This is a genomic window from Solidesulfovibrio sp. (genome assembly GCF_029978005.1).
GTDB lineage: Bacteria > Desulfobacterota > Desulfovibrionia > Desulfovibrionales > Desulfovibrionaceae > Solidesulfovibrio.
Map to the genome: position 1 here is coordinate 53032 of NZ_JARKOZ010000058.1, position 18101 is coordinate 71132.

Consider the following 18101-nt stretch of genomic DNA (forward strand, 5'->3'; position numbering starts at 1 on the left):
GCTACCTTTTCACCTCGTAGGAAACGGCCGTTGCCTCGGGAGGAGCGGGGAGGCGGAAGAGCATGCGCGCGCGGTCGTAGCGGTTCCGAAGCGTCGCCATGTCCGGGGCGTCCTCGGCGGGCGCGACGTCGAAGAGCAGCCAGTCCGGCGTCAGGAGCGGCCCGGCGGCCAGGCGCGCCGCTTCGGCCTGAGACAGGCGCAGGACCACGGCGAAGCCTTTGGCCCGGAGATTCTTGATGCACGGGGAAAGGGCGGCGAGGTCCGGAAAGTTGTCCAGGGACAGCACCAAGCCGCGCAGCAGCTTGGCGAAGACCATGGCCGCCGGAGCCTTTTCCACGAAGGCGACGGTTTCCATGACCTTGGCCGCGTCGGCCTCGGGCATGTCCAGGTAGACGCCGACGCCGGCCGCGGACACGGCCACCAGGGCGGCGGCGTCGCCCACCGGGTCGGAGGCGAGGTTCGTGGCCGGCAGGATCATGCCGGTCAGGGTCCGGGCCTCGTCCAGGGCGGCGTCGCGCACGGTCGGCAACTGGACCCAGCGCGGCGCAAAGGTGGTCAGCCGCAGGTCCGTGAAGCTGGTCGGCTGTTGCTCCTTGTCGGAAAGGGCCCCCAGGGCGAAGTAGCCCCGGCTGGTGTCGGCCGTCAGGGGAATGGGATAGGGGCAGGCGCTTTTGCCGTCCACGGAAAGGAGCAGCCGGTTGGCCTTGACGCAGCCGTCCAGGCTTACGGGGCCGTCGTGCTCCAGGGGCAGGACGTACTGGAGGATGGTGTTGAGGGAGGAACCGTTTTTTTCCTGCACCACCACCCGGTCCTGGGTGATCTGCAGGCGCACGAAAGAGCCCGGCCCGCGGTAGCGCAGGTAGACGAGGCTCGCGCCGCCCGGTTGGGGATCGACCTTGACCTGGCACAGGAAGTCCTCGAACCCCTCGGAGCCCCGCAGCCGGGCGAAAGGGTCCACGCCGGCCGGCGCGGTCAGGGTCAGGCGCTGGCCGTCGGCCGCGACGTCTCCGGCCGCGACCTGCCACAGGCCCTGGCGCACGGAATCGGAGAAGTCCAGGTAGCGCGACCGGGGCAGGCGGGAGTCGATCTCCAGGAGCAGCCGTTCGGCGGTCCAGTCCGGGGCCACGGCCAGGCGGGTCAGGGCGTGGGGATCGTTCTCCCGGGAATTGTAGGCCTCGCCCACCCGGGTGAAGGCCACGGGAAAGGTGGCCTTGAGGTCCTTCTCGAGAGGATCGGCCAGGGCGGCGGGCAGGCTTACGCCGAGGGTGTTGGCCGGCACGAAGACGTAGCCCAGGGGCGGGACGCCGGCGGCCTCGTCGATGGACCGGTAGGCCAGGCGGAAGTCCTCGGCCGCCCGGGCTTCGAACTCCTGCTGGGTTTCGACGGACTTGCCGTCGGGGCCGGTCTGGAGCGCGGCCAGGTAATGAAAGGCGGCGGTTTTCCCGGCGGCGGCGGGATCCTCGGCATGGTAGCCCATGGAATCGACGTCCCAGAAGGGGCTGCGCGCGATCTTGCCCAGCTCGTCGGCGCGCACGAAAAACCGGTTCCAGCCCGTGAGGTGGCCGCCGAAAAGGTACAGGGAGGCGTGAAAGCCCGTTTCCTGGAGCACGGGCTGGCTGAAGAGCACGCTGTCCTTGCGCCCGCCTTCGAACATCACATACAGGGCCTTTTCGGGCAGGGGCTTGTCGGCATTGTAGAAATCCCGCAAGTCGGCCGTGGCCACGGTGCGAAAGCCGGCCTTGGCCAGGGCCGTCAGGTGCTCGCGCAGCCGGGCCTTGGTCACCAGGGCGTTTTCGCGCTCCTCCATGGTCAGGCCGCCGTAGGAAATGGCCACGAACCCGTCGCGCTGGCTCCAGGCGGCCCGGTCCTCGGCCGGAGGAGCGCCGCGCCGGAAGGTCGTCTGGTAGACGGCCAAGGCGACGACGCCCAGGATGGCGTACTGGAAGGCGTAGCGCAGGAACTTTCTCATGATTGGTCCCCGGTGGTCTGGGTGGCCGCCCGGGGCTGGGGAGCGTCCTTGGCCGGGACCTTGGCGTCATGGCTCGAGGGCCGCGTACCCCACTCCGACTTCCAGAAGGTGAGCACGGCCCACACGATCTGCCACAGCAGCACGAAAAGGTAGAAGAAGCAGAACGGCACGCCGTAGAACCACAGGTTGGAGCGCTTGATGAAGAGATAGGACGTGCACATGAGCATGCTCATGACGAACACGCCCGCGATGTACATGACGGGCCACACGCCGTAGACCAGGGGCATGAACACGAAGGCCCGCAGCACGATGACCGGTCCCAGAAGCGGCAGGATGAAGCCCAGGTAGAAGGAGATGGCCATGAAGGGCTCCTTCTTCCACATGAAGGCGCAGGCCCGCAGGGTCTCGCGCAGCCAGGAACGCTTCCAGCGCATCTGCTGGCTGTAGAACTTCCGGTAGGACGAGGGCACGATGGTGTGGGTCACGGCCGTGTGCTGGTACACGGCGTCGTGGCTGCCGAGCACGTAGTTGGTCAGGCTCCTGTCGTCGCCGAAGGTGGCCGGTCGGCCGAGGTAGGTCTGGTGCTCCCAGGCGTCGAGGCAGCGCATGAGCACGTCCCGGCGGTAGGCGGCCAGGGGGCCGGACAGGCAGGTCACGGCGTCGAAGACGCTCTCGGCCGCCTTGAAGATGCGAAAGCCCACATAGTAGCGCACGGCCTGCATGCGCGTGAGCGCATTGGTCCACTTGTTCTCCACCTCGCAACGTCCGGTGGATGCGCCGATGCGCGGATTTTTCAGCGGCTGCACCACCTGGAGGATGGAGATCGGCTGCAGGAAGCTGTCGGAATCCACGAACACGAGCACGTCGCCCTTGGCCAGGCGCGCGCCGGCGGCCATGGCGTGGCGCTTGCCCCGGTTGCGGGGAAACGCGTGGATGACGAGCCGCTCGCCCACCTCGTCGTAGATCTTGGCCTTGACCGCCTCGAGGGCGGTCAAGGACCCGTCGGTGCTGCCGTCGTCCACCACGATCACTTCCAGGAGCTCCTCGGGATAGTGCTGGTTGAGGCAGCCGCGTACGGTGCGCTCGATCCATTCCTCCTCGTTGAAGCAGGGAATGACGACGCTCACGCTGGGGGTGAAGTCGGGATCCACGGGGAAGGGGCGGTACAGGGCGGCGAAGAAGAAGCGCGACAAGAGGTAGAACAGGGCGCACAGGCCGTAGAGGAAGACCGGCACGTCGAACCAGAAGTAGAAGACGCTCTCCTTCTTGAGGAACCACACGCCGATCAGGGTCAGCATGACGCCGAGCAGCGCCGTAGCCTCGAAATAGCGCCAGCGGCTGCGGCGCAGGCATTCGGTGATGGTCTTGTCGAACCGAAAGGCGGCGTTTCCGCTGGAGACGTCCAGGCGCACCACGGTGGCCGGCAGCTTGAGGTAGGATTCGTAGCCCTCGGGCAGGGTGCCGGCGCTCAGGAAGAAGCGCAGCATGGCCTTCTGGCCCACGCGAAGCTTCTTGTCGGGCGTAAGCAGCATGCCGCCCTGGGAAAGGTTGACGACGTTTCCCGAGCAATAGCGGTACTTGCCGTCCTCGGAATAGACGTCGGCCTTGCCCTCGGAGAAATAGCGCGTGTCGTGGGCGCGTCGCGTGGTCCCCTTGGAGGGGATGTCCGGCAAAAAGCGGCGGTCGGGCTTCTCGCGGGGGAAGACTTCCATATCCTCGTGCTCCCAGGTTGCTTGGCAGCCGGAGCGGGCCTGACACTTCCGCCCGGAATAATTTCCGACCGATTCGTTTTATATTGTTAGAATCTGCGTTTTCATTGGCCGCCTCCGCTGCGCCGCTCTTGACGAGGGGATGTTGCGGTGGTGGTATATTCAAATAAATATTTAATTTTTTCAATATGTTATCGATACAGGCCGGGCAGGTCACCCGGTGGGTCCCCCGGGCCTGCGCCGGGCAGCGAAAAGAAAGCAAGAGGGGTGCCAGGACGGCGAGAGCGGCGACGCCCGAGGAGAGGCCGGCATTTCCGCACGAGCGGCCGCTCCCGCGGCGGCCGGCCGGGTGAGCCCGGGCGAGCCGGGAGTCAGGGGGCTGACCTCGGTCACGTTGGCGCTGTATTTCGCGCCGGTGAGGTCCACGGGGCTTCGCGGCTGGGTCAGGCAATGGCTCAGGGTCACGCTGGCGGCGGCCGTCTCGCTCCAGACGAGGTAGTCCGCGGCGTAGCCGTTGGCCATGAGCAGGCAGTTCGTGAGCTGCACGCCGCCGGGGATGGCGGCGCCCGAGGAGCTGTAGAGCACGTCGCCGGAAAAGCCGGCCGGCAGGCAGTTGTTGAACTGCACCCGGGAGGCCGTGTGGGGCCGGACGTAGCCGAACTGCATGTCCGCGAACAGGCAGTAGTCGAACGTCACGGGCGAGGAACCGGCGTCTAGGGTGACGATCTGGCCGTCATCGGTGCCCCGGCGCGCGCCGGCGATGGTGCAGCGCGAAAAGCCCGCCCCGCCCGAGCCCACGGACAGCGGCTGCATGCCCGGGCCGAAGGTGCACTGTTCGAAAGTCGGCCCGCCGCCGCTGATCCTGACGTTGACGGTATGGGCGTCGGTGTTGGCCGGGCCGTCGAAGACGATGCACCGCCAGGTCGTGTGCGCGCCGACGAAAGCACGGGCTGCCCTTCCACGCCGCGGATGGTCACCAGGCCGTTTTTGCCGCTCGCGGCGCTGCCCGTGACGGTGACGCCGCGGTGTAGGCCTCGAGGATTTCCCCGGTGTAGGCCCCGCCGGCCACTTCCTCCGTGTCGCCCGAGCCGGCGGCGTCCACGTAGATCGTGGCCGCCAAGAGTGGGCCGGGAAGACAGGACAAAAGCGTCAGAGCAGGGAAAAGGAGGGAGCAGAGCCAACGGATGGGGCCGCGCGGGAGCAAGGGACGTGAACGCATGTCGGATATCCTGATAATGGGTATCCGTAACCGGGGGAAGATGTCGAGGCAAGCGTGCAGGGCGCGAACGGACGGTGCGGAAAGGGGAAGGCATTGTCGCGCCCCACCGGGGGTCCCCTCCCGTCGGGCGCGGCGAGGAGGGAAACTGTTTTATTTCGTTAGTCGGCTTGTTTGGTTTTGATAACCGCGTCGGCCAGACAGGAGAGGGCGTAGCAGGATGCAACCACCATGAATACAATGACTATTTTTTCGAAGAACATAGGGATAACCTCCGCTTGCCCCATGTTCTTGCATCCCGCGTGCCAGCCTATTCCCGCCGGCGCGGCAGGGGCAGCACGAGGTTGAGGAGCACCCCGGCCACGCCGGCCAGCCCGATGCCCTCCAGGCGCAGTCCGCCCAGGGAGAAGGTCATGCGCCCCATGCCGAGCACGATGATGAGCGCCACGATGACCATGTTGCGCGGCTCCATGAGGTCCGCGCCCTCCCGCACCAGGGAGTTGAGGCCGACCACCATGATGGCTCCGAATAAAAGCAGCATGATGCCGCCCATGACCGGGGTGGGGATGCTCTGGAGCAGCGCCCCGAGCTTGCCGACGAAGGCCAGGCACAAGGCGGTCAGCGCCGCCCAGGTCATGAGCGCCGGATTGTAGATCTTGGTCAGCGCCACCGCGCCCGTGACCTCGGCGTAGGTGGTCAGCGGCGGTCCGCCCAGGCAGCCGGCCAGGGCCGTGGCCACGCCGTCGCCGAGAAGCGACCGGTCCACGCCCGGGTCTTGCAGGTAGTCGCGGCCCGTCACCTGGCCGACGGCCAGGATGCCGCCGAAATGCTCGATGATGGGCGCGATGGCCACGGGCACGATGACCACCATGGCGTCCAGGGAAAACGACGGCGCGACGAAGTGGGGCACGGCGAACCAGGGCGCGGCGGCCACGGCGGAGAAATCCACCATGCCCAGGCACAGGGACAGCACGTAGCCCGCGCCGATGCCGCTCAATATGGGCAAAAGGCGCAGCATCCCCCGGGCGTAGATGGCCACGGTCACGGTCACGGCCAGGGAGAAGAAGGACACGAGCATGGCCGTTTGTTCGGGAAAAAGCACGGCCGCGCCGTCGCCGGTCTTGCCCATGGCCATGGCCACGCCGACAGGAGCCAGGATGAGGCCGATGACCATGATGACCGGCCCGGTGACGATGGTGGGCAAAAGCCGTTGGAGAAAGCCCACGCCGCGCGCCCGGATGACGCCGGCGGCGACGGCGTAGACCACGCCCACGGCGGCCAGGGCCCCGGTGGTGGCGGCGACGCCGTAGGTTTTGACGCTAAACATGATGGGCGCGATGAAGGCGAAGGAGGAGCCGAGGAAGATCGGGATGCGCCCCTTGGTCAGCAGCTGGTAGAGCAGGGTGCCGCAGCCGGCGCAGAAAAGGGCCACATTGGGATTGAGGCCGGTCAGGAGCGGCACCAGCACCAGCGCGCCGAAGGCCACGAAAAGCATCTGCGCGCCCACGGGAATGTCCCGCGCCCGCAACTGGTAGTCGCTTCCCTCCCGGGGTGTCGTCGCCATGGAACCCTCCTTTGGCGGGCCGTGACGCGGCCCCGCCGCAAGGCTCCTACAGCAAGAACCGGCAGCCGGCCAGAGCCGCGGCGCGAGGCCGCGCCGGGGGCTGGTCCGGCGGCGCAGGGCCGCGAAAGCCCCCGGCCGTCGCGGCGGCCGCAGGAGGCGAAGGCGCGCGGCCGCACGGACAAGCCCCGGGGGGCGACGCCTAGCGAAGCCCGGACCGGGGCCCGGGGGCTTCAGGCAGCAAAAAATCGCGAATTTCCGTCTGATTGACCGAAAACGCCATATTTCAAGAAATGCTTCCCACGCGGCTCCGCTTCAGCGGGGCGCGCCGCCGGGCCAGGCCAGGGCCAGACCGCCCGGGACCGGTCGCAGGCGCGCGCCCAGGGCGGCGGCCAGGGCCAGCAAGGGGTCGTCCCCGGCCAGGGCGGCCTCGCCGGCCATGCCCGAGACACGGGCCTCGGGGCCGTCCGGGCCGGCGGCCACGGCCACGCTCACGGCCTTGCCCGCGTCCGGGGCGTCCATGGCCCGCTCCAGACACCGGGACAGCAGTTGGACCAGGGGAAAGGGCGCGGCCGGGACCACGACAGGCTCCGCCGGGGACGGGGCAAGGGACAGGCCCACCTGGCGCATGGCGGCGCGGCGCTGGAGCAGCGACACGGCCAGGCCGGCGGCCTGGGCCAAGGGCAGGGGGCGCGGCGCGGCGTCGGCGGTGTGGGCGAAGGCGCTCAGGCTCGTCAGGATGGCGTCGCCCCGGCAGACCTGCTTCTGCAGGCAGCCGGCCACGGCGGCCAGACGTTCGGGGTCGAGGGGCATGCCCCGGCCGGCCAGGCAGGCCAGATCCTCAAGGAGTCCGCCCTGCTCGTTGATCACGGCCAGGACGTTTTTGAGTTCGTGGGACAGGGCGGCGCACACGTCGCCGAAAAAAGGCAGGGCGTCCGATGCGGGCATGGCGGCCTCCTTGCTGGGCACGGCGGCCCTCGAAAGCATTGCGCCGGGGGCGCGCATATGCGGATTCCGTGGAACGGGTCAGCTCCGTCCGGCGGCCAGGGCGGCCTCGACCGCGGCCAGGAGCGCCTCGATGCGCACGGGTTTGACCAGATAGCCGGCGGCCTCGGCCGAGCCGGCCCGGAAGTCTTCCTCCGAGCCGTGTCCGGTCATGAAGATGAAGCGCATGCCCGGGCGCAGACGCTGGAGCTTTTTTTTCAGGTCCAGGCCGCTTAAGCCCGGCATCTTCATGTCGAGCACGGCCAGGTCGTAGGCATTGGCCCGGACCTTGTCCGCGGCCGCGTCCCCGTCCGTCGCGTAGTCGGCCTCGATGCCGCGCAGGTTCAGGCGCTCGGCCAGGGCCGAGACGAGTTCCGCTTCGTCATCCACGAGCAGCAGGCGCACCATCGTCTCCTTTGGCCAGGGGGAAGGTCACGGTGAAGGTGGAGCCGTGGCCGAGCTCGCTGTCCACGGCCAGCGTGCCGCCGAGCTCCTGGACCAGTCCGTAGGTGATGGACAGGCCCAGCCCCGTGCCCCCTTTCTTTTTTTTGGTGGAAAAAAACGGCTCGAAAATGCGTTTGACGTCCGCGGCCGGGATGCCGCAGCCGTTGTCGGCCACGGCCACGGCCACGCTCTCCGGATCGGGCCTGAACACGCGCAGGCGCAGGCTGCCGCCGTCGTCCATGGCCTGGAAGGCGTTGTTGACGAGGTTCAAGAGGATCTGCTGGATCTTGCCCCGGTCGGACTCGATGTCCGGCACGGCCGGGTCGGCCGCCACATCCACGGAAATGCGGCGGTATTCCGCCTCCTTGGTCAGGAAGCTCAGGACCTCCTCGGCCACCTTGCGCAGGTTCACGGCCTCGATGTGCACTTCCAGGTGCCTGGCGAAGGAGAGCAGGCGCTTGGTGATGGCTCCGGCCCGCTCCACCGAGGCCAGAATGGAGTCCACCAGGCCCGACACGCGCTCGGGTGGGGGCGGCTCCTTGGAAAAGCGGATGAGGTCCTGCATGAGCCCGGCCTTCTCGTTGATGATAGCCAGGGGGTTGTTGATCTCGTGGGCCACGCCGGCGGCCAGGCGGCCGATGGAGGCCATGCGGTTGGTGTGCTCCATCTGCTCCATGGTCTTGGCCCGGGTCTGATCGGCGTGGAAGATCTTTTCCACCATGTAGGTGGCCACGCCCAGGATCACCACGAGGATGACCAGGATGCTCGCGCCGAGAAAGCCGACGAGGTTGAAGCGCATGGCGTACCAGGGCCGCATGAGCTCGGTTTGGCGCTTGACCACCATGAGCACCAGCGGCGTGCGCTCGATGGAGGCGTAGCCGATGATGAGCCCGCCGTCGTCGGGGATCTCGTGGACCTCGGTGCGGTCGGGATTGTCGGGGACCGGGATGTTCAGGCGCTCGAAGACCGAACCGTGGGAGCGCGAGACGGTCTGCAGCACGCCGTCGCGGTTGATGAGGAAGGCGTCGCCGCCGCCCGAGAGGTCGATGCCGGCCAGGATGTCGTTGATGCGCTGGGTGTCCACCGAGGCGCGCAGCACGAAGGCGGCCCCGCCCGGGGTCTCGGCGCGCACGGCGATGATCATGTGGGGCACGTTGCGAAAGCCCAGGAACACGTCGCTGATGTAGGAGCCCGAGGCCATGGTCCTGGTGAACCATTCCTGGGTGGAATAGTCGATGCCGAGGAGGTCGTAGGGGCCGACGTAGGCGATCTGGCGGCCCGAGGCGTCGATGAGGCCGAGGTCCATGAAGCCGCCGAAGGCGGCCTTGAGGTCGGCGAGCACCGCGGCCAGACGCTCCTGGGAGGCGAGCGCGCGGGAGGACTCGGCCCTGGCGGCGAAATTGAGGGCGGCCAGGCGTTCGTCGAGGAAGTAGGACAGGGTGCGCCGGGTGTTGGAGGTGGTGATGGTGGTGCGGTGGAGGTTTTCCTGGGTGACGGCCTGCTTGGTGACGTTGAAGTCGATGACCGTCATGATGCAAAGCGGGGTCAGCGTCACGGCGGCCAGGAGCAGCACGGACAGCCGCCACACGCGCCTGTAGTTGAACAGGCTGCGGTACGGCCCGCCGTCGGCGGCGCCGTTCCAGAATTCCGGGCGCAGGCGATGGAAGATCCCCATGGCGGCTGTCCTTGCGGCGGTGGCGGCGTCGTCCGCCGGAAGCGCACTCCCGGCGGACGGCCCCATGTCAGGCCCCGGCCTTCCTCGCCTGGACCTTCTCGTTGGCCCGCTTGAGGGTGTCGCTCAAAAGCTCGATGTCCACGGGCTTTTGCAGGTAGGCGAAGGCCCCCAGGCGCATGCACTCCTCGCGGTCGGCCTCGGAGCCGTGGCCGGTGAGGATGATGACCTCGACGTCGGGCCGTTCGGCCTTGGTGCGCTTGAGGACCTCCAGGCCGTCGATGCCCGGCATCTTGAGGTCGAGCACCATGACCTCGGGCTCGTCGTCGGCCATCATGCGCAGGGCCGACTCGCCGTCGAACACGGCGTGGGAGCCGACCTCGCGCATGGACAGGCGCTCCGAGAGCGTCTGCACGAATTCGCGCTCGTCGTCCACCAGCAGGACCTTGGTCGGCATCTCGAAGTCGGCCCGGCGGTAGATATCGGTCTGGTAGTAGCCCTTGCCGACCTTGGTGACCACGTCCGAGACGCCCTCGAGCTTGCCGACGATGGCGCGCAGCTCGTTTTCCAGGCGGTCGAGGAGCAGCACCTTCTTGTTGATGGTGAGGATGACCACGCCGTCCTTGGCGGAAACGCCCACGTCGTGGCCCTTGCCCGTGACCACGGTCTCCACCCGGGCGGCCAGGAGGAAGTCGCGGGCGCAGGCGCGGGAGGCCTCGGTGACGCGCACGGCCGGGTCGGCCAGGTGCTTGGCGACGAGCACGGCGGCCTCGTCCACGCCGGTCTTGTCCATGGGCACGACCATGTCGTAGAGGGCCGGCGCCCAGGGGTCCTTGACGTCGGCGACCAGGGCCGACCACATGGCGCAGTCCTCGTCGGCGCGCTCCAGGGCCCGCTGGCCGTCCCGGTCGGACAGGCCGGCCTCGCCGGCGGCCACGGCCCGGCGGAAGGCGGCGTCGGCGATGAGGCACACCCGCAGCACGTGGGCGATGTCGCGCGGGGGGAGCAGGGCGCAGAAGCCGGACACGAGCAGGCGGTCCTGCTCGGCCAGCTTCGTGGCCAGGGCCAGGCGCAGCCAGGCCACGGCGCGCTGCTTCTCGTGGGTGAACTTGTTGAAGACCGAGGTCTTGGCCGTGAAGGCCTTCTCGATCTTGTCCGCGCCGAGGCCCGAGAGCTTGCCGGCCAGGGCGGTCAGGTCGGCGTCGCGGACCACGGGCAGGCCGGTGGTGGTTTCCAGGGCCGCGACGACGGAGGCATCCTTGCAGAAAGCGCCGCTGAAAAGGGAGATGACGGACATGGATCGCTCCTTGTGATCGTGCTTACGCGCCGGGCAGGCGACAGACGCTGGTCAGGGGGCAGCTTTCCCCCGGGGCATGCCAGGAGTCCTGGTGCACGGCGCAAAGGGCCTGGCCGAGATCGGGATAGAGGTGGTCCTCGCCGATATGTTCGATAAGGTGGGTCCGCTTCATGACGTCCATGACGGATTCCTTCACGCCGCAAAGGGAGATGTCAAGGCCGGCGCTGCGCACGCGGTCCACGAGCAGGGACAGGGCTTCCTCGCCCGAGGCGTCCATGTCGTTCACGCCATCGGCGGCCAGGATGATGTGCTTGAGCGATTTGCTGGATTGCATGCGCTCGGTGATCTGGTCTTCCAGGAAGCTGGCGTTGGCGAAGAAAAGCGTGCCGTCGAAGCGCACCACGGCCACGTAGGGGCACTCGGCCAGCTTGAACACCGAGGCGTCGCGGTAGGCGCTGTCTTCGGTCAGCGACAGCGAAGCCACGCGCGGGCGCATGCTCTTGTAGAGGAAGACCAGAAGCGACAGCGTCACGCCGATCATGATGCCCTTGTCCAGGTGCGGCGCGAAGGCCAGGGTGGCCACGAAGGTGATGATGGAGATGGCTCCGTCGTACCACTGGGCCTTCCAGGCGTGGATGAAGCCCGTGGCGTTGAGCAGCCCGATGACCGCCATCATGATGACCGCGGCCAGCACGCTTTGCGGCAGGTGGTAGAGCAGCGGGGTGAAGAAGAAGAGGGCCACGACCACCGTGGCGCTGGTGAACACCGAGGAGAACCCGGTCACCGCGCCGGCCTGCAGGTTGACGGCCGAACGGGAGAACGAGCCCGAGGCCGGGTAGCTCTTGCCCACCGCGCCCAGGATGTTGGCCAGGCCCTGGCCGATGAGCTCCTGGTTGGGGTCCAGGCGCTGGCCGGTCTTGGCGGCCATGGCCTTGGCGATGGAGATGGCTTCCATGAAGCCCAGCAGCGAGATGATGGCGGCGAAGGGGAGCAGCCGCAGCATGGCCCGAACGTCCAGGGCGGGCACGGTGAAGGACGGCAGGCCCGAGGGCACCACGCCCACCACCTGGCCGCCGCCGATGAGGGGGAGCTTGTCGGTCTTGAGCGCCGAGTTGCCCACGCGCAGGATCCAGGTGCGGCCGTCGGTCCTGGCTCCGGCCGGGACCGCGCCCTTCTCGTAGAAGGCGAGGCTCCCGTCCGCGCCGGCGACCCCGGCGAGGAGGTAGCCGCGAAGCCGGGCCCGGTAGGCGGCGGCCTCCTTCTTGGCCCGCTCCTTGTCGAGGTCGAGCAGGGCGATCTCGTGGTCCACGTCCAGAATGGCGGCCGGGTCGCCCGAGGCCTTGGCCGCGTCCTCGCGCGGGGTGATCTCGGCGCGCTTGGCGGCGATGGCCGGCAGGGCCGCGGCGGCCTTGTTGAAGGCCTCGACGTCGGCGACCACCTGGGGCGAGCGGATGGCGGCGAGGTTCACCGTGGCGTTGTGCTCGTAGCCCATGGCCCAGGAGGCCAGGGTGGTGAGGACCACGGCCACCAGCACGTTGGGGATGCGCGGGTTGAGCTTCTTGAGCCCGAACATGATGGCGAAGGCCGCCGCGCCCATGACGAAGGTCGTCCAGTCGGTGTGGTGCCAGGCCGCGGCGAAGACGCGGCCGATGGTCTCGTAGTAGTGCTCGGCGTCGTCCACGGACACGCCGAACATCTTGGACAGTTGGGAGGAGGCGATGATGAGCGCGCCGGCGTTGGTGAAGCCGTTGACCACCGGGTGGGACAGGAAGTTGACCACGAGCCCGAGGCGCAGCACGCCCAGCAGGAACTGGAAGACGCCCACGAGCAGGGCCAGCAGGATGGCGTAGGCGATGTAGCCCTCGGAACCGGCCGTGGCCAGGGGGGCCAGGGAGGCCGAGGTCATGAGCGAGACCACGGCCACCGGGCCGGTGGCCAGCTGGCGGCTGGAGCCGAACAGGGCGGCGATCAGCGGCGGCAGAAACGAGGCGTACAGGCCGTAGTAGGGCGGCATGCCGGCCAGCTGGGCGTAGGCCATGGATTGGGGGATGAGCACCAGGGCCACGGTCAGGCCGGCGATGGCGTCGGCGCGCAGCTTGGCCGTGTCGTAGCCCGAGAACCAGCCGAGGAAGGGAAAGATTCGCAGCAGCATCAGCAACTCCCGTCACATGGTTTAGCCAGCATCCTGCGGCAGGATGCGATCAGCTCGTCGTAGAGCGCCCCGGCGTCGTAGAGGTTGCAGGTCTTGAGACGCAGCAGGCCGTCCACCATGGCGAACAGGATCATGGCCGTCTCCCGGGGCGGAAACGCGCCCATGGATCCGTCGGCCTGGCCGGCCCGGACCACCCGCTCGAAGATGTCGGTCAGGCAGCTGTAGATGGCGGCCAGGTGGGACCGGCACTCGGGGTTCTCCTCGGCCAGCTGGTGGGGGAACTGGCGCTGGAGCAGGGTGAACTCGTGCTCCATGACGCCGGCCAGGCGGAAGTAGTGGGCCACCGCCTCCTCCATCATCTCCAGTCCCGAGGCGAAGTCGCGGCCGGTGAAGGCGGCCTCGTATTCGCTTAATATCTGGGTCTTGGCGTGCTCGAGGATGGCCATGAGCAGGCCTTCCTTGCTTTTGAAATGATAGAAGATCGTGCCCTCGGCCGTTCCGGTGACCTTGCAGATGTCCTGCATGGTGGTCTCCTGGAACCCCTTGTGGGCAAACAGTACCGTGGCGGCGTAGCGTATGGCTTCTTTTCGCGTCATGTGAAGTCCGGCACAATTTGACTGAGTGCTCAGTCGGTTTTTCTTTAGGCCCAGGGGCCGGCCCTGTCAAGAATCCCGGACCCCATTGTGACGCAGCGGTAATGCTTGATTGCAGCAGGACTGTTTTTTATTGATAAATTATTCGAATTTTCCTGCCCGACAGCCGGAAGCCGGCCGGACGGCGATCCCCGGGCCGCCCCGGCCCGGCGGAGGTCTTTGGCCACGGCCGCGTTGACGGCGGCATCCGATTTTTCTACCATCCTTGTATGAATGCCGGTCCCGCGCGCCGGCAGTCCGTCGCACGCCCGCCAGTCAGGAGGCACCGGCCATGAAGCTCACCACCCGCAGCCGCTACGGAACCCGGATGATCCTCGACATGGCCCTGCACGGCGGCGACGGCCCCGTGCGCATCAAGGACATCGCCGAACGCCAGGGCGTGTCCGTCAAATACCTGGAAAAACTCGTGCGCGAGCTCAAGCAGGCCGGGTTCGTGCGCAGCCGGCGGGGGCCGCGCGGCGGCCACGAGCTGGCCATGCCCCTGGAGACGATTTCCGTAGGCGACATCGTGCGCACCCTGGAGGGCGAGCTCTCCCTGGTCGAGTGCGAATCCGACCCGGGCCGGCCCTGCCCGCGCCTGGCCGACTGTCTCACCCGCGAGGTCTGGGTCGAGGCCTCGAAGGCCATGCACCAGGCGCTGGACGCCATCACCCTGGCCGACCTGGTGGCCCGGGCCGGCCAGTCCGCCGGGAAGGGCGGCCGGAAGCATTCGTGAATAATGCTTGAACGCCGCCCGCATTTTGCCCTATTGTAAGGGAAGTTGGCGATGACAAGCGCTGGCGGGCGGATGCAATGGCCGAAGGGGAGAGCAAAGGGGAACGCAAACGCGTTCTGATCGCCGAGGACGACCTGACCTCGGCCGATCTCCTGCGCCGCCTGCTCTCCCATCTGGGCTACGAGGGCCTGGGGCCGGCGGCGGACGCCCCGGCGGCCATGGACCTGGCCGCGCGGCGCGCCCCGGACATCGCCCTCGTGGACATCCTGCTCCCCGATGCCGCCGCCGGCGTGGCCCTGGGCAAGGCCCTGGGCGCGCGCGGCATCCCCGTGGTCTTCATGACCGCCCACCGCGACCAGGACGTGCTGTCGCAAATTTCCGACGCCAAGCCGTACGGGCTGCTGCTCAAGCCCCTGGACCGGTTCCAACTGGCCGTGGCCCTGGAGGGGGCCCTGCGCCTGCGGGCCGAGGATCTGCTCGCCCGGCGCTGCCAGGAGCTGACCGAAAGCGAGCGCCGCTTCCGGGCCGTGTTCGAGCAGGCCGGGGTCGGGGTCAACCGCCAGACCCCCGACGGCCGCTTCCTGGAGGTCAACGACCGCTTCGCCCGCATGGTGGGCCGCACGCCCATGGAGCTCGTGGGCCGTACCTTCATGGACATCACCCACCCCGACGAGCTGGACCCGCGCGACAACGCCCGCGAGGAGCTGCTGGCGGGCCGGCGTCAGGCCGTGGTGCGCGAGAAGCGCTACCTGCGCCCGGACGGCACGATCATCTGGTGCCGCGTCACCCTCACCGCCGTGCGCGACGCGGCCGGCCGCCCCGAATGCGTGCTGGCCGTGGCCGAAGACATCACCGACCGCCGCCGGGCCGAGACCGAGCTCCACAACCAGCTCTCCTTCCAGCACAGCCTCATGGACGCGGCCGTCAACCCCATCTACGTCCAGGACACCGAGGGCCACTACGTGACCCTCAACCGGGCCTTCGAGACCCTGCTCGGCGTGTCCGTGGAGAGCGCCCTGGGGCTCACGGCCCGGGACATCTTCTCCGAGGAGACCGGGGAGCTTCTGGCCGACAAGGACCGGGAGATCCTGCAAAAGGGCGGCGTGCAGCGCTTCGAGGTCAGTCTCGACGACGCCTCGGGCCGGGAGCGCCACCTGGTCTTCCACCGGGCCCGGTTCGACGACGCCGAGGGCCGGCCGCAGGGCATCGTCGGCGTGGCCACGGACGTGACCGAGAGCAAGCTGGTGGAAAAGGCCCTGCGCGACGAGCAGGAAGTGCTGCGCCGCATCCTCACGGGCATCAAGGCCGGCATCTTCGTCATCGACCCCAAGACCATGGTCATCGAGGACGTCAACCCCGTAGCCGAGGAACTCTGCGCCCGGCCCCGGGAGGAGATCGTCGGCCGCGCCTGCCAGGACATCGGCTGGCGCTACCCCGACGGCCGGGCCTTCGCCGAGTGCGTCCTGGCCGAGCGCAACCTGGTCAACGAGGAGATGCGCCTGTACCGTCCCGACGGGCGCATCGTGCCCATCGTCAAGACCGTGGTCTCGGCCAAGCGGCGCGGCGAGCTGCGCCTTTTCGAGATCGTCTTCGACGTGAGCGAGCGCAAGGCCCTGGAACGCCAGCTGGCCGTGGCCCAGAAGCTCGAGTCCGTGGGCGAGCTGGCCGCCGGCATCGCCCACGAGATCAACACGCCCACCCAGTACATCGGGGACAACCTGCATTTCCTGTCCACGGCCTTCGAGGCCCTGGGCCAGGCCCTGTCCGGGGTGGAGGCCGTGGCCAGGCGGCTGGCCGAGGCGGCCGGGGACGCGCAGGCCCTGGCCGACATCGAGGCGGCCCGCAAGTCCGCGGACGCGGACTTCCTCCTGGAGGAGGCCCCCCGGGCCCTGGAGCAGTCCGTGGAAGGCGTGGCCCGGGTCACGGCCATCGTCTCGGCCATGAAGAAGTTCTCCCATCCCGGCGGCGAGGAGAAGACCGCCGTGGACGTCAACGCCGCCGTGGAGAACACCGTCACCGTGGCCAAAAACGAATGGAAGTACGTGGCCGACGTGGTCCTCGAGCTCGACCGGAGCCTGCCGCCGGTCCTGTGCCTGCCCGGCGACTTCAACCAGGTCATCCTCAACGTCCTGATCAACGCCGCCCACGCCGTGGCCGAAAAGGTCAAGGGCACGGCGGAGAAGGGCCGCATCACCGTCCGCACCGAGGCCGACGGCGAATTCCTCAAGTTGTCCGTGTCCGACACCGGCACGGGCATAAGCGAAGAAAACCGCCCCAAGATCTTCGACCCCTTCTTCACCACCAAGGAGGTGGGCAAAGGCACCGGCCAGGGCCTGGCCATCACCCACAACATCATCGTGGCCAAGCACGGCGGCTCCATCGACTTCGAGAGCGAACCGGGCCTGGGGACCACCTTCATCGTGCGCGTGCCCTTCGACGGCGGCAAGGCGACGGCGCATCCCGGAGCGACGCCGTGAAGACCCGCATCCTGTTCGTCGACGACGAACCCAACGTGCTCTCGGCCCTGCGGCGCATGTTCCACGACATGCGCGGCGAGTGGGAGATGGCCTTCGCCACGGACGGCCCTTCCGGGCTGGCCATGATCGCCGAACAGCCCTTCGACGTGGTGGTGGCCGACATGCGCATGCCGGGCATGGACGGGGCCATGTTTTTGCGCGAGGCCCAGATCGCCAACCCCGGGGCCATCCGCATCGTGCTTTCCGGGCATTCCGACCGGGACATGATCCTGCAGACCGTGCGTCCGGCCCACCAGTTCCTGCCCAAGCCCTGCCAGCCGGCCGAGCTCAAGGCCGTCATCGCCCGGGGCCTGTCGTTGCGCGAGGTCTTCCTGGACGACCGGGTCAAAAACGTGGTGGCCAAGCTCGACCGGCTGCCCACGGTGCCGCGGCTCTACGCGGCGCTGCTCGACGCCCTGTCCCGGGAGGAGCCGTCCATGCGCGAGGTGTCCGGGCTCATCGCCCAGGACGTGGGCATGTCCGCCGGCATATTGAAGCTCGTCAATTCGGCCTTCTTCGGCCTGCGTACCCACGTGGCCAGCCCGGCCCACGCCGTCAACCTGCTCGGGCTCGAGATCGTCAAGGCGTTGGTGCTGGGCATCGGGCTCTTCGACCGCTTCGACAAGGAAGCCTTCAAGGACTTCGACCTGGAAAAGCTGTGGGGACACAGCTTCGGCACGGGCCGCCTGGCCCGGGAGATCGCCGAGCAGGAGGGCGCCTCGGCCGCCGACCGGGAATGCTGCTACATCGCCGGGCTCCTGCACGACGTCGGCAAGCTGGTCATGGCCACCAACTTTCCCAAGGCCTACCGGGAGGTCATCGCCGCCTGTCAGGCCGGGCAGGGCACCATCCTCGAGATGGAGCAGCGCGTCTTCGGCGCGTCCCACGCCGAGGTCGGGGCCTATCTGCTCGGGCTTTGGGGCGTGGAGGACGCCGTGGTGCGCGCGGTCTACCTGCACCACGAGCCGGCCCGCGACCGCCGGGCCGGTTTTTCGCCGCTTCTGGCCGTGCACGTGGCCAACCGGCTGGAGCACGAACTGGTGGTCATCCATCGGGGCTACGCCATCAATCCCCTGGACGAACTCTACCTGGCCGCGTCGGGCCTTTCCCATCGGCTGCCGGCCTGGCGGGCGGGCTGCGAGGCGGTCCTGGCCCGCGAGCCCGACGAGCAGTGACGCTCACGCCGCCCGCCGCCTTGCGTTACGGGCGAAAC

General features: G+C 68.3%; 14 protein-coding genes. 3 read left to right on the plus strand and 11 right to left on the minus strand.

Annotation, left to right across the window (positions count from 1 at the left end):
• Position 1 precedes the first annotated feature (1 nt).
• From Q1K70_RS07015 to Q1K70_RS07065, 11 genes are all read right to left on the minus strand, one after another.
• Positions 2 to 1969, minus strand: coding sequence for a hypothetical protein (locus Q1K70_RS07015; protein ID WP_300157274.1), 1968 nt, complete (start codon positions 1967 to 1969; stop codon positions 2 to 4).
• Positions 1966 to 3681 (minus strand): glycosyltransferase, encoded by a 1716-nt coding sequence (locus Q1K70_RS07020; protein WP_300157276.1) that lies wholly within the window; start codon positions 3679 to 3681, stop codon positions 1966 to 1968. The genes Q1K70_RS07015 and Q1K70_RS07020 overlap by 4 nt, the downstream gene beginning before the upstream one ends.
• 210 nt (positions 3682 to 3891) lie before the next feature.
• On the minus strand, positions 3892 to 4491 hold the full coding sequence (locus Q1K70_RS07025; protein WP_300157278.1) for a hypothetical protein: 600 nt from the start codon (positions 4489 to 4491) through the stop codon (positions 3892 to 3894).
• A 160-nt stretch (positions 4492 to 4651) separates the two neighbouring features.
• Complete coding sequence (locus Q1K70_RS07030; RefSeq protein WP_300157280.1) at positions 4652 to 4798, minus strand: hypothetical protein; 147 nt, start codon at positions 4796 to 4798, stop codon at positions 4652 to 4654.
• Between the two features lie 406 nt (positions 4799 to 5204).
• The gene (locus Q1K70_RS07035) at positions 5205 to 6458 is read right to left on the minus strand and encodes a uracil-xanthine permease family protein (protein WP_300157282.1); all 1254 of its coding nucleotides are present in this window, start codon (positions 6456 to 6458) and stop codon (positions 5205 to 5207) included.
• Between the two features lie 312 nt (positions 6459 to 6770).
• Positions 6771 to 7403, minus strand: a complete 633-nt coding sequence (locus tag Q1K70_RS07040; RefSeq protein ID WP_300157284.1) for a sensor histidine kinase — start codon at positions 7401 to 7403, stop codon at positions 6771 to 6773.
• A 78-nt stretch (positions 7404 to 7481) separates the two neighbouring features.
• A complete protein-coding gene (locus Q1K70_RS07045; protein ID WP_300157286.1) occupies positions 7482 to 7844 on the minus strand; it encodes a response regulator in 363 nt (120 codons plus the stop codon).
• Positions 7822 to 9558 carry a PAS domain-containing sensor histidine kinase gene (locus tag Q1K70_RS07050; protein ID WP_300157288.1) on the minus strand — a complete coding sequence of 579 codons (1737 nt, stop codon included), beginning with the start codon at positions 9556 to 9558 and terminating at the stop codon, positions 7822 to 7824. Before Q1K70_RS07050 ends, Q1K70_RS07045 begins: the two co-directional genes overlap by 23 nt.
• A 67-nt stretch (positions 9559 to 9625) precedes the next feature.
• Positions 9626 to 10852: a response regulator gene (locus Q1K70_RS07055; protein WP_300157290.1), complete on the minus strand. Its 1227-nt coding sequence runs from the start codon at positions 10850 to 10852 to the stop codon at positions 9626 to 9628.
• A 22-nt stretch (positions 10853 to 10874) separates the two neighbouring features.
• Positions 10875 to 13004, minus strand: coding sequence for a SulP family inorganic anion transporter (locus Q1K70_RS07060; RefSeq protein WP_300157292.1), 2130 nt, complete (start codon positions 13002 to 13004; stop codon positions 10875 to 10877).
• Positions 13004 to 13600, minus strand: coding sequence for a TetR/AcrR family transcriptional regulator (locus Q1K70_RS07065; RefSeq protein WP_300157294.1), 597 nt, complete (start codon positions 13598 to 13600; stop codon positions 13004 to 13006). The genes Q1K70_RS07060 and Q1K70_RS07065 overlap by 1 nt, the downstream gene beginning before the upstream one ends.
• 328 nt (positions 13601 to 13928) lie before the next feature.
• On the opposite strand from Q1K70_RS07065, the gene Q1K70_RS07070 reads away from it, so the two are divergent.
• The 3 genes from Q1K70_RS07070 to Q1K70_RS07080 all read left to right on the plus strand — a co-directional run bounded on the left by Q1K70_RS07070 (position 13929) and on the right by Q1K70_RS07080 (position 18063).
• A complete protein-coding gene (locus Q1K70_RS07070; protein ID WP_300157296.1) occupies positions 13929 to 14372 on the plus strand; it encodes an Rrf2 family transcriptional regulator in 444 nt (147 codons plus the stop codon).
• 77 nt (positions 14373 to 14449) lie between these two features.
• Complete coding sequence (locus Q1K70_RS07075; RefSeq protein ID WP_300157298.1) at positions 14450 to 16849, plus strand: PAS domain S-box protein; 2400 nt, start codon at positions 14450 to 14452, stop codon at positions 16847 to 16849.
• Positions 16846 to 18063, plus strand: a complete 1218-nt coding sequence (locus Q1K70_RS07080; protein WP_300157300.1) for a response regulator — start codon at positions 16846 to 16848, stop codon at positions 18061 to 18063. The genes Q1K70_RS07075 and Q1K70_RS07080 overlap by 4 nt, the downstream gene beginning before the upstream one ends.
• The last annotated feature ends 38 nt before the right edge of the window (positions 18064 to 18101 follow it).